This window comes from Dolichospermum sp. LEGE 00240 (assembly GCF_015207875.1).
Classification (GTDB): Bacteria; Cyanobacteriota; Cyanobacteriia; order Cyanobacteriales; family Nostocaceae; genus Dolichospermum; species Dolichospermum gracile.
This window is the reverse complement of sequence record NZ_JADEVZ010000061.1, coordinates 1-12,410: the sequence shown is the minus strand read 5'-3', so window position 1 is coordinate 12,410 and position 12,410 is coordinate 1. Positions and strand designations below refer to the sequence as shown.

Below are 12,410 nucleotides of genomic sequence, written 5' to 3'. Positions count from 1 at the left end.
GTGTATTTCTCACTAAATTACTACAATCCCCAGTATTCTATCCGTTCTTTTAGCCAACCTGTAACTGTGTAACGAGCGATCGCTTCATTCACGTTACGTCTTAATTCATCATACTGTAATCCCTTTGGCATTACTACAGATAGCGGTTCTGCTGATAATTTAGTTGGCAGTATGCGATATTGGGGATGTGCTTGCACCCAACCACTAAGAATACTAATATCTGCTGCAAAACCATCTACCTGATTACTTTCTATTTTTTCCCAGCCTTGAGCATAAGAATTTACAATAACTAATTCGGCAGATGGTGTAAAATATTTTAAGTATCCAATCGTACTGGAGTGGTTGAGAACAGCTATTTTCCTTTTGCTTAGATCTTTTAATGCTTGAATAGCTGTATTTTTTGTAACTACTCCTGCACCGTCATAATAGTAAGGAACACTGAAGCTAACGATGCGAGAACGTGATTCTGTGGCTGTGACTCCAGCGACCGCTAAATCAACTTGCTGATTAAATACTAATGGTAAGCGATCGCTATTAGCTACCGGTTGCAATTTCACCGCCTCCGCCTTTCCCAACAGATCACTAGCCAAACGTTTAGCTAAATCAATTTCTAACCCTTGCAAATTGCCCTTTTCATCCCTAAAACCTAAAGGGCGAAGATTATCCTTAACTGCCATATTGAAATAGCCTCGTTGCTCAATTTCCGCCATGGTCGCGGCAGATGCAGTCAAGTTCCCACCGATAAAATACAGACAAAAAATCAAGAAAATGGTAGCGGATAATACCAGATGTAACTTATTCATCATCGTTCTGCGTTTTACTCCAATTAAAAATGCCAAAAAGTTTCTTGATTTTTAATTTTCAATTTTCCGAAGTGCCATCTGTTACATCCGTTATTCATCCGTTGCCACCTTTATCCGTTAACCGAGTTAGCCAGTTCCGCAATTTTCGCGAAGCTTGCAGGATCAAGAATTGCCAATTGTGCCAACATTTTGCGGTTTAGTTCCACATTGGCCTTTTTCAAATTACCAATCAACCGGCTGTAGCTTAAACCGTGTTGTCTAGAAGCTGCATTAATCCGCGCTATCCACAGACGGCGAAAATCACGCTTCTTCTTTTTGCGATCGCGGTAAGCACTGCGAAGTGCCTTCATTACCTGTTGGTTAGCGGTTCTAAACAAAGTTGAGTGAGAACCACGAAACCCTTTAGCTAATTTGAGAATTTTATTGCGGCGTTTGCGAGCTACATTACCGCGTTTTACCCGAGTCATATCTTATTACCTGTGTCTTTTACAAATATGGAAGCATTAAACGTACGTTATCTTCGTCCCGTTCATGAACAACTGCCATTTTTGACATATTGCTCTTTTTACTAGAGGATTTATGCTCTAATAAGTGGTTTTTGAAAGGTTTGCGGCGGACAATTTTACCGCTACCGGTGGCGCGGAATCTCTTCGCCGCAGCCTTGCGAGTCTTTAGTTTAGGCATGGGATGGCTTTAATTCAACACAATCCACCATTATATATGAGAAAAGGCAAATTGTATGCCCCATCAGCAAGATCGCCAGAAATTCCCAGGACATAAACATCATATTCAGATGTTAAATCGTTATAAAGAATAAAACTGAGATCACAAACCCAGATATGAAGCCTGTTGTACGGTTAAATAAGAAAATTTTGTTTTATGTTTGTTCATTACAGAAGCCGTCTAGACTGCATAAATGTTAGGATTGCCACAGAGTGAGAATCGCGTAAGAGAAGGAAAAAAAACTGAATGGCAGAATTTGAAAAGTCAATATCCTTTGATGGACGGGATATTCGACTGACGGTTGGCCTACTAGCCCCCCAAGCAGGTGGGTCGGTTTTGATACAATCAGGAGATACAACTGTTTTAGTAACGGCTACAAGGTCAGCAGCGCGGGAAGGCATTGATTTTTTGCCACTGACCGTAGATTACGAAGAAAGATTGTACGCAGCAGGAAGAATTCCTGGGGGAATTATGCGCCGGGAAGGTCGTCCACCGGAAAAGGCAATTCTTGCCAGTCGTCTGATTGACCGTCCACTCCGTCCTTTATTCCCTTCATGGTTGCGAGATGACTTGCAAGTTGTGGCAATAACCATGTCAATGGATGAGCAAGTCCCCCCTGATGTGTTAGCCGTTACAGGTGCTTCAATTGCTACTCTCATTGCCCAAATTCCTTTTAATGGACCAATGGCCGCAGTGCGAGTAGGCTTGGTTGGTGATGATTTTATTATTAACCCCACCTATGCAGAAATTGAAGCGGGAGATTTGGATTTAATCGTTGCTGGTTCACCTGATGGGGTAATCATGGTGGAAGCGGGTGCAAATCAATTGCCAGAGCGAGATATTATTGAAGCGATTGATTTTGGCTACGAAGCGGTTCGGGATTTAATTCAAGCCCAGTTAGATTTGCTGGATGAACTAGGTCTAAAACTTGTGCAAGAAGAACCACCAGAAGTAGATAAGACATTAGAAAACTATATCCGCGATCGCGCCAGTGATGAAATCAAAAAAATCTTGGCGCAATTTGAGTTAACTAAAACTGATCGTGATATTGCTTTGGATGCAGTTAAAGATAATATCTCTACTGAAATCAAGGCTTTACCAGAAGAAGACCCCATTCGCATCGCTGCCACAGCCGACTCCAAAGCCCTTGGTAATACCTTTAAAAGCATTACCAAATACTTCATGCGTCTGCAAATTATTGAAGATAACGTGCGTGTAGACGGTCGTAAACTTGATGAAGTTCGTCCTATCTCTTGCCGAGTAGGAATAATACCCAAGCGAGTGCATGGTAGCGGCTTATTTAACCGGGGACTAACTCAGGTACTATCAATGTGTACCCTTGGTACTCCTGGAGATGCCCAAAATCTTAACGACGACTTGCAACTAGAACAAACTAAACGTTACCTGCATCACTACAACTTCCCTCCCTTCTCCGTCGGCGAAACCAAACCATTACGCGCCCCTGGTAGACGGGAAATCGGACATGGTGCATTAGCAGAACGGGCATTGTTACCTGTACTACCACCAAAAGAGAAATTTCCCTACGTAATTCGCGTAGTTTCGGAAGTGCTTTCTTCCAACGGTTCAACCTCTATGGGTTCAGTTTGTGGTTCTAGTTTATCCCTCATGGATGCAGGTGTACCCATTACCAAACCTGTGAGCGGTGCGGCAATGGGCTTGATTAAGGAAGGGGACGAAGTACGAATCCTCACCGATATCCAGGGCATTGAAGACTTTTTGGGTGACATGGACTTCAAAGTTGCTGGTACAGATACCGGAATTACAGCTTTGCAAATGGATATGAAAATATCTGGTTTGTCTTTAGAAGTAATTGCCCAAGCTGTCAACCAAGCCAAACCTGCTCGGTTACATATTCTGGAAAAAATGCTCCAGACTATTGACACCCCCAGGGAAGAAACTTCACCCTTTGCCCCCCGCCTGTTAACTATCAAGATTGATCCTGACATGATTGGTCTGGTTATTGGACCTGGTGGTAAAACCATTAAAGGTATCACTGAAGAAACAGGTGCAAAAATTGACATCCAAGATGATGGTACTGTCACCATTTCCGCAGTTGATGAAAACCGGGCGAAGAGAGCGCGGAACATCGTTCAGGGCATGACTCGTAAACTCCATGAAGGGGATGTTTATGTCGGTCGTGTGACACGGGTTATACCCATTGGTGCTTTTGTGGAATTCTTGCCCGGTAAAGAAGGCATGATTCACATTTCTCAACTCGCTGACTATCGCGTTGGTAAGGTTGAAGATGAAGTAGCTGTTGGTGATGAGGTGATTGTCAAAGTGCGAGAAATTGACAATAAGGGTCGAATTAACCTAACACGCTTAGGTATTCACCCAGATCAAGCCGCAGCAGCACGAGAAGCAGCAGCGGTAAACAATTAAATCGCTGATTGGATTTTAGATTTTAGATTACAGATCAATCGCAAATCTAAAATCCGCGATGCCTTGCTAGTAGGCATCGTTACGGTGATTTTGGTAGTAAGTTAGTTATATAAAAGCAATACAAAAAAAGCTAACAAATGCTAACAACCAATTTGGCAACGGGTAAGTTTATGTCGTAATTATCAAGAGGTAAAAATTATGGTAACAGTATTAACTAAAGATGAATACATTGAAAGCATTGAAAAACCCAGCGTAAAGTAGGCTATATACTCCTATTAAGCTTCTTAACCTTTGATTTATCTTTAGTTATTGTGTACTACTTTGGTGGCTTTTTTTATCTGTGACAGTTGAGGGTGCGGAATGTGGTAATATAGCCTCCAAAAAATAATTCCACATTTTTGGGAGGCTGGAATGAATAAACAACGATTAAGCGAAGGGGTTCAATCATTAATAGATAGCGGCAATCGCACTCCTGAAGAAATTGTCTTCCTTAGACTGCTGAAACAAGTTTGGCAAATTGATTGGACGATCGCCCCCTACGACGTATGGACACACATGATCGAGTGGGATGTACCCTATTTCCGTCGGTTTATGATTCTGGATGAGGGAGACGAAGCAGAGGAAGAACAAATCTTCCGTGATTGGACTGAAGCAAGGCTGGGTTTAGGAAGCAAAGAAAGAAGTTCTGCACGGGACACGAAAAAGCGTATCATTGACTTAATCCAAGAAGTCAATGTAATGCGCTCCAGTATTAGTCGGGGATAAAAATCAACCCGGACGCATATAGCTGGCTTCGGAGAATCATTATGTGTTTGCAGTTTGTGTGTGCAGATTTTAACTACAGCCACTAGTCCATTTTTCGTAGGTTGGGTTAAGCGATAGCGAAGCGCTCCGCAGGAATCGCCCAACCCAACAAATGCGTTGGGTTTTATTCCTCAACCTACAAATTAAGACTTTTTTCGATTTGGACAAGGTATTGTTAAAGTGAATATATATAATGTAGGAATATTTGTACAATTAATTTATATTTATCAATTCTTTTAGATATCGTTAATTTTGGGTTTCGTTCCAATTGCTCCGCGAACGTTTACGTTCCACAACCCAACCTACAAGATCAGCGATCGCACTAAAATCCGCGATGCCTTGCTAGTAGGCATCGTTACGGTGATTTTGGTAGTAAGTTAGTTATATAAAACCAATACAAAAAAAGCTAACAAATGCTAACAACCAATTTGGCAACGGGTAAGTTTATGTCGTAATTATCAAGAGGTAAAAATTATGGTAACAGTATCAATTAAAGATGAATACATTGAAGTTTTATCTGCACTAGGAGATTTACAAGAATCAATGGATTTGGCTCTTAAACAATATACTCTTGATAAGATAGCCTTAAAAATTGCTGAACTTCGTCAACGAGATATTAAGTATCAAGAAAAATATCAGCTAGATTATTCTACTTTTTGTCAGCAAATATATGAAGATGAAGACTTTATCAAACAAGTAGAAAATTTAGTCAGTAAAACATGGGAGATTGATTTAGCTGATTGGGAATTTTGTCATCAAGGAGTTGAAGATTGGATACAAAAATTACAGACTATTTTACTGACATTTTTAACGCTTTCCACCGTAAAATACCCGCAGAATGGAATTATGTAGCTATATAAATAGAGGCTGCACTTACTAATTCTCGCTTACATAGGTCTTGTCTATGTACAACCTATTGTAAATTGAATTGAATTCAGAAAATCACAGAAGTTCATGACCAACACCAATTACCAACCTAAATTCTGGTTGACATTAGACTTTTTAGTGCGATATAATGGTATGCTATTTAAAGTGTATTGATTGCTGCACTAGGCTAAAAAAGTATATCCATAATATCGGTAGCTGATATGGCCTAAGTAATGCCTAGATGCCAATTTTTTGTTGTTTATTAATGAGGTGAATATGGCAAAGCGCCGTAACCCGAAAAAAGAAAAGGCGCTACGAAACCAGGCCTACGCCCGAAAGTTTCGTAAACGGACCACCACAGGTAGAATGGGCAGAAGATTCCAACAAAGACCGCCCAAGAGTGAAGAGGAAGAAGGAACAGGCGCAGCAGCAATGGACGCTGCTGATTAATGTAGCTGGTTAAATTTGACTCTTTCATATTTTGAATTTTTAGGGTGTACACTAGTACACCCTTACTTGTGTCAGTGGTCAATTGTCAGTGGTCAGTTGTCAGTGGTAAAACTCTTACCTGTTCCCTGTTCCCTGTTCCCTGTTCCCTGTTCCCTGTTCCCTGTTCCCTGTTCCCTGTTCCCTGTTCCCTGTTCCCTGTTCCCTTTATTTCACATTGAGTTGAGTCCGGGCGTTGAGGAGAGCTTGTCTAACTTGTTCAAATCCTGTACCTCCATAGCTGTTGCGGGCTGCAACTACTTGACGGGGTGTGATAGCTTCATAGATATCGGACGCAAATGCGGGATGGATTTGTTGCCATTCTTGTAGTTGTAGGTCTTTGAGTAGTTTACCAGCGGCAATACTGGTTTTGACGACTTTGCCGACAATGTTATAGGCTTCGCGGAAGGGTACACCCCTAGCGGCGAGATAATCTGCGACATCGGTAGCGTTAGCAAAGTCTTCTGTAACTGCTGTTGCTAATCTTTGATGACGAAATTCTAAACCTTCTTGCAGTAAAATTGTCATTGCTTCTAAACAGGCTTTGACTGTGTTTACGCTGTCAAATATACCTTCTTTGTCTTCCTGGAGGTCTTTGTTGTAAGCCAGAGGTAAACCTTTCATAATTACTAACATGGCTTGCAGATGACCAAATACGCGCCCGGTTTTGCCGCGCACTAATTCGGGTACGTCGGGGTTTTTCTTTTGGGGCATAATGCTAGAACCTGTGGCACAGCTATCTTTAAGGGTGATGAAGCGAAATTCTTCTGATGCCCACAGGATTATTTCTTCGGAAAGACGGCTGAGGTGAACCATGATAATACTAGCAGCACAGAGAAATTCTATGGCGAAGTCGCGATCGCTCACTCCGTCCAAACTGTTAGCATAAACATGATCAAAATGTAATAAATTGGCGCTATAGTGGCGGTCAATGGGGAAAGTTGTTCCCGCTAAAGCACCACAGCCCAAGGGGGAGATATTCACTCGGCTATAAACGTCTTCTAAGCGTTCCCAGTCCCGTTGTGCCATGTGAAAGTATGCCAGTAAATGGTGGGCTAAACTGACTGGTTGGGCGCGTTGCAGGTGGGTATAACCAGGAATCAAGGTTTCAACATTTTTTTCGGCTATATCAACTAAGACTGTTTGCCAGTCCCGTAATTGTTGGCGGATTTGTTGAATTTGATCACGGAGGTATAATCGAGTGTCTGTACCTACTTGGTCATTGCGAGAACGGGCTGTGTGGAGTTTTTTACCTACATCTCCGACAATTTCCGTAAGGCGCTTTTCTACGGCAAAATGGACATCTTCGGTATCAACGCCGGGTTGGAATTGTCTTTGACGATATTCTTGACGAACTTGTTCTAAACCGTTGAACAGTGCTTCCCCTTCTGCATGGGAAATTATACCTGTATGCGCCAACATTTTGGCATGGGCTTGAGAACCTGTAATATCATATTCGATAAGTTCAATGTCAAAACTGATACTAGCATTAAAACGAGCGATCGCTGGATGCAGCGCGGACTCAAACCGCTGACTCCAAGTTTGTTTTTCGGTCATAAATCTGAAGGGAAAGGAAGAAATTTGTAGATATTAGATTTTGAATCATACGCCGGATGTGAGTTAAAAATCTTGTTGTTTCATCAGCAAAATTACAAGGTCTTCAGTATCTAAATAATTAATCCAAAATCCAAAATCTCAAATCTAAAATCAATTTAACCGTAACTAGTAAAACCTTTGAACAGATAACCCACAATTATACCAATCAACAAGGCCCAAATTTGCCCAGTTTTGACAAAGTGATTCCAAGAGGCTTGTACTTGACCTAAAAGGTCTGGGTCTCTAACATTACCAATATCAGCCAGAAGAGTGATATGTTCGTGTAGATTTCCTAGTAGTGGCAATAGTGAATCATTCAAGTGTTCCATAATTCTTTTACCAAAAGGTTTATCATCTGTTATTAAGAGTTGAAGTAACTAATAAAATCAAAAGCTACCGCAATTATACGCAATCTTTACTTTCATACTTTACTATGTTTCTGCCGCCAAACGTAATTTTTCTGAAGTTCGTAAAATTTGCCCAGCTAAAACCGCTGCACCAAAGCCATTATCTATATTAACTACACCTATACCAGCAGCACAAGAGTTAAGCATTGTCAATAGAGGTGCTAAACCGGAGAAGCTTGCACCATAGCCAATACTGGTAGGAACAGCAATTACTGGACAATCTGCCAAACCCGCTACGACACTGGGCAAAGCCCCTTCCATGCCCGCGACAACGATTAAAACCGATGCTGATTCTAATACATGACGGTTGCTTAATAATCGGTGAATTCCCGCTACACCTACATCCCAAAGACGCTGGACATAAAAACCGGAAAGTTCTGCGGTGACAGCGGCTTCTTCTGCAACGGCTAAATCGGCAGTACCAGCGGAAAGGATACCAATTTTACCAGGAAATCTGACTTCAATTACAGGGGGAGCAATGGCACAAATTCGGGCTTGTTCGTAATATTGGATACCTCTAACTTTTGGTTGCAATGCGGAATATACTCGTGGTTCAATGCGGGTAGCCATAACTACGGAAGTGCGGTGACGCATGACTTCCATAATTTGAGCAATTTGTTCAGGTGTTTTACCCGGTCCCCAAATTACTTCCGGGAAACCGGTTCTTAATTGACGATGATGATCTATTTTGGCAAATTCACCTACGGATTGATAGGCTAGGTCTTTGAGGGAGTCGAAGGCTATCTCTGGGGTTATTTTACCATTGGCGACGGCTTCTAAGAGCGATCGCAAATTTTCTGGTTGTGTCATGGGATTTTGGTGATTGGTGATTGGTGATTGGTGATTGGTGATTGGTAATTGGTGATTGGTAATTGGTAATTGGTAAAGGAAAGCAAAAGATCAATATTCCCTATTCCCTATTCCCTATTCCCTGTTCCCTATTTCGTAACTTTAATTTCATGAATATTCCAAAAAGCACCACCAAGAGCGGAATATTGGATACCTTGAAACCGATTTCTGATTGCTGATAGAGAATAGGAATTAACCAAGTAAATAAAAGGTAAATATTCCTGTGTTAATTGTTGACTTTCGCCATAAATTTCCTTTAATTTAGCCTCATCAAACTCCTGTGCGCCTTGAATATAAAGTTCATGGATTTTCTTTTCCCAGTCAGCAACTTCCCAACCTTCAATCGGTTTTTGTCCAGCTTGTGGTTTTTGATTAAACATATGTAGTCCCCCTTCAGGAGACCACACATTTGCACCATCATTTGGTTCTAAACCCCCTGTTAAACCTATTAAACAAGCATCCCAATCTAAAGTATTAGAAAGTTTATCTATAAAAGTATTCCAAGCCAATGGTGTAAAATCTACTTGAATCCCAATTTTACTGAGGTCTTGTTTAATTTGCGAACCCATTGACTCCCGAATTTTATTACCCGCATTAGTTAATAATGCAAATCTCACCTCATTACCTTGATCATCTACTAAGAGATTTTTGGCATTATATTTGAATCCGGCTTTTAGTAGCAATTCTTTGGCTTTTTCAGGATTATAATTATAAACCTTCAAGCCTTTTTCCGGTGATAAAAAATAAGGACTTTGAACAGAAATAGGAGAATTTTGGGGTGTACCTAAACCACGAAAAGTGTTATTCAACATGGTTTGTCTATCAATAGCATAGGCTACCGCTTGGCGAAATTGCACATTATTAAACCATTTAGATTTAATGGGATCAACTAATGGTTGATTTTGTCTTTTTCCCTTATTTAAGTTGAAGGAAATAAAGGAAGTGCTAGAACTAGGTCCCCCATTATATATTTTAAAATTCCCTTGTTTTTCCTGAACTTTTAATAAAGAAAAATAATCAGGGGAAACACCAATAGAATCTAAATCACCAGAACGAAATTGGAGTAAAGAAGTATCTGTTGACTCCACAATTTGCCAAATTATGCGTTCAATATAAGGTTGGGGTTTACCTTGAGCATCTTTACGCCAATAATAGGGGTTACGGCGAAAAATTATCCGTTGACTCGTATCATATCTTTCCAGTTTATAAGGGCCATTAACAATGATTTCTTCGGGAGGAGTATCCACACCCCATTTATTCAGAAATTCCACTTTACCATCTTTATTTTTTGTTTTGACTGATTTCTCTAAAATATGAGCAGGTAAAATAGCTGCGCCTGTATTTAGTAAAAAAGGTCTAAATGGTTCAGGGACACTAAATTCTACTCTTCTATTATCTATTTTTTTGACAGTAGGTAATTTGCGATCTTTCCCGACTCTTAAAACATCTCTAGTATCTGTGGGGATGTTTTCATTCAAATAAATATCATTATAGGTAAAGACAACATCATCAACTGTTAATGGTTGTCCATCTGACCATTTTAGACCTTCACGCATGGTAAAGGTAATTTTGGTTTTATCTGGTGATATTTCCCATGATTCGGCTAATGCTCCTTCTATTTTACCATCAATGGGATTTTGAGTTAATAATCCTTCATAGGTGTAACCAAAAATATTTGGTGATTCGGAACTCAGCGCCGCATTAAATGTTTTTGGATCACTCAAAATGCTTGTTACTAATTGGGGTACTTGAGCCGCATTAGTTTTTAATTTAGTTGGGTTACAAGCGGTAAGTCCTATTGCTGCAAATGCAATAATAGTTATTAATAAAAAAAGGCGTTTTGTGGAATTGAGTATCTTTTTTGTTAATGTCATAGTTTTAATAATTAAACAGTTATCTAAGTTGATGAACGAGAATTAAACCAATTGAGGAAATCCTGCGTGATTGTAAAATATTTAATTCCAGCATTACGTAAAACTTCTTTGACTTCAGGTTTACCAAAATCGTAACCGTTCACGGGGGGTACAAAAAACGCTCTATATGAGATTCCACGAAAACAGCATGAAAAACGTTATAGATTTGATTTTTTTAGGTCATTTGAAATTCGCAAAATTTCTATATCGGTTTGCAAATCGTTTTCCAGCCAATTTAAGAACCATTCGTTAATATGTCAAGTTGCCTGAAAAACCCAACAGACAAAGCTTTCAGGTTTTTTAATAAATTCTCACCCCCTGTGAACGGTTACTCCTGTCCTTTCGCAATAGACATAAAGAAGTTAGTTTCTATATAAAGTATGGTCACTCTAATCTTCCTGATAATTAACTATAAATTTTCACAAAATAATGTATTTCTATTCATCACTCTGTGAATAGGTCTCTCCATGTTTTAACTTTGTTAGTATACCTATTTTTTCTAATTCTTGATATCCAGGTGGTATTTTTGATTTCCACTGATAAGCTAAGTCTCTCAGCCAAGATTCTATTAGGGTTTTTAGATAGAACTTAAATATTCTTTTTTCGCTGAATCTTGAGTCATAATGGCTAAGAATATCCCCCGCATTTAATGATACCACTGGCTCAGAAAATACGCCACTAATAGACTTGAAAACATTGATTTTCGTTAAATTTGCCAAAATAACAAATCGCGGGTTTTCCTGAGAGTTTTGTAAATATAGGTTGCTGACTTTTGATAAATTATTTTCATGATTTTCTAGAATTTCTTGCGTTGTGATATCTACTAATAATGCAATTTGCTGATTTTGATCTAAGACAATAATATCTGGAGAAGATAGTTGAAATAAACTTTCTATTTTCTCTGGTGAATCAAATTGATTATTCCAAATACTAGAAATAAGTCTGATTTTAATTAGTTCTTCTGGTTTGTCTAAACTAAACATTCTCTTATTCTCCTATTAGTTATGAATCAATCATCTGCTAACAACAAAACTACAGCATAAGCACAAATCCCTTCTTCTCTCCCCGTTGGTCCGAGTTTTTCATTAGTTGTAGCTTTGACACCAATTTGATTTGGTTCGACTTCTAAAACTGCTGCTAATTTATCTCGCATTTTAGCAATATGTGGTTTTAATTTTGGACGTTCCGCGACAACAACAGAATCAATATTGCCAATTTTCCAACCTTGTTCACGAATTAGTTGATGGACTTGATGTAATAATACTAAACTATCAGCCCCAGCCCATTGGGGATCTGTCGGGGGAAAATAATGACCAATATCCCCCAAAGATAAAGCTCCTAGCATCGCGTCCATAATGGCATGAGTAAGAACATCAGCGTCACTGTGTCCTAACAAGCCGAGTGCATGGGGAATGTGAACACCGCCTAAAATCAAATTGCGATCGCTCACCAATCTGTGTATATCGTAGCCATTACCAATTCTGATGTTCATAGTTAGTTGTCCTTTGTCAGTTGTCAGTTATAAAAGAATATTTTTCTCCCCCCACTTCCCCTACTTC

Annotated in this window: 13 protein-coding genes; 4 read left to right on the top strand and 9 right to left on the bottom strand. The window is 39.7% G+C overall.

Annotated elements, in window-relative coordinates; all coding sequences use genetic code 11:
* Window positions 1-20: 20 nt before the first annotated feature.
* From IQ226_RS18185 to rpmI, 3 genes are all read right to left on the bottom strand, one after another.
* Window positions 21-806, bottom strand: coding sequence for a transporter substrate-binding domain-containing protein (locus tag IQ226_RS18185; protein ID WP_193897664.1), 786 nt, complete (start codon window positions 804-806; stop codon window positions 21-23).
* A gap of 107 nt (window positions 807-913) precedes the next feature.
* Complete coding sequence (gene rplT / locus IQ226_RS18180) at window positions 914-1,270, bottom strand: 50S ribosomal protein L20 (RefSeq protein WP_015079973.1); 357 nt, start codon at window positions 1,268-1,270, stop codon at window positions 914-916.
* 19 nt (window positions 1,271-1,289) lie between these two features.
* A complete protein-coding gene (gene rpmI / locus IQ226_RS18175; protein ID WP_193897630.1) occupies window positions 1,290-1,487 on the bottom strand; it encodes a 50S ribosomal protein L35 in 198 nt (65 codons plus the stop codon).
* Window positions 1,488-1,772: 285 nt separating this feature from the next.
* On the opposite strand from rpmI, the gene IQ226_RS18170 reads away from it, so the two are divergent.
* From IQ226_RS18170 to IQ226_RS18155, 4 genes are all read left to right on the top strand, one after another.
* A complete protein-coding gene (locus IQ226_RS18170) occupies window positions 1,773-3,929 on the top strand; it encodes a polyribonucleotide nucleotidyltransferase (protein WP_193897628.1) in 2,157 nt (718 codons plus the stop codon).
* 411 nt (window positions 3,930-4,340) lie between these two features.
* On the top strand, window positions 4,341-4,694 hold the full coding sequence (locus IQ226_RS18165; protein WP_193897626.1) for a hypothetical protein: 354 nt from the start codon (window positions 4,341-4,343) through the stop codon (window positions 4,692-4,694).
* A 513-nt stretch (window positions 4,695-5,207) separates the two neighbouring features.
* A complete protein-coding gene (locus IQ226_RS18160) occupies window positions 5,208-5,585 on the top strand; it encodes a hypothetical protein (RefSeq protein ID WP_193897624.1) in 378 nt (125 codons plus the stop codon).
* 291 nt (window positions 5,586-5,876) lie between these two features.
* Window positions 5,877-6,050 (top strand): hypothetical protein, encoded by a 174-nt coding sequence (locus IQ226_RS18155; protein WP_168465616.1) that lies wholly within the window; start codon window positions 5,877-5,879, stop codon window positions 6,048-6,050.
* A gap of 204 nt (window positions 6,051-6,254) precedes the next feature.
* Here the strand turns inward: IQ226_RS18155 and argH are convergent, their stop codons facing one another.
* The 6 genes from argH to ispF all read right to left on the bottom strand — a co-directional run bounded on the left by argH (window position 6,255) and on the right by ispF (window position 12,343).
* Entirely contained in the window at window positions 6,255-7,643 is a 1,389-nt protein-coding gene (gene argH, locus IQ226_RS18150) for an argininosuccinate lyase (protein WP_193897622.1), read from the bottom strand.
* A gap of 155 nt (window positions 7,644-7,798) precedes the next feature.
* Complete coding sequence (locus tag IQ226_RS18145) at window positions 7,799-8,011, bottom strand: hypothetical protein (protein WP_039199529.1); 213 nt, start codon at window positions 8,009-8,011, stop codon at window positions 7,799-7,801.
* Between the two features lie 102 nt (window positions 8,012-8,113).
* Window positions 8,114-8,899 (bottom strand): nickel pincer cofactor biosynthesis protein LarB, encoded by a 786-nt coding sequence (gene larB / locus IQ226_RS18140; protein WP_193897663.1) that lies wholly within the window; start codon window positions 8,897-8,899, stop codon window positions 8,114-8,116.
* 128 nt (window positions 8,900-9,027) lie between these two features.
* Entirely contained in the window at window positions 9,028-10,812 is a 1,785-nt protein-coding gene (locus IQ226_RS18135; RefSeq protein ID WP_193897620.1) for an ABC transporter substrate-binding protein, read from the bottom strand.
* A gap of 476 nt (window positions 10,813-11,288) precedes the next feature.
* Window positions 11,289-11,834 (bottom strand): hypothetical protein, encoded by a 546-nt coding sequence (locus IQ226_RS18130; RefSeq protein WP_193897618.1) that lies wholly within the window; start codon window positions 11,832-11,834, stop codon window positions 11,289-11,291.
* 26 nt (window positions 11,835-11,860) lie between these two features.
* On the bottom strand, window positions 11,861-12,343 hold the full coding sequence (ispF, locus tag IQ226_RS18125; protein ID WP_193897616.1) for a 2-C-methyl-D-erythritol 2,4-cyclodiphosphate synthase: 483 nt from the start codon (window positions 12,341-12,343) through the stop codon (window positions 11,861-11,863).
* Window positions 12,344-12,410: the final 67 nt, after the last annotated feature.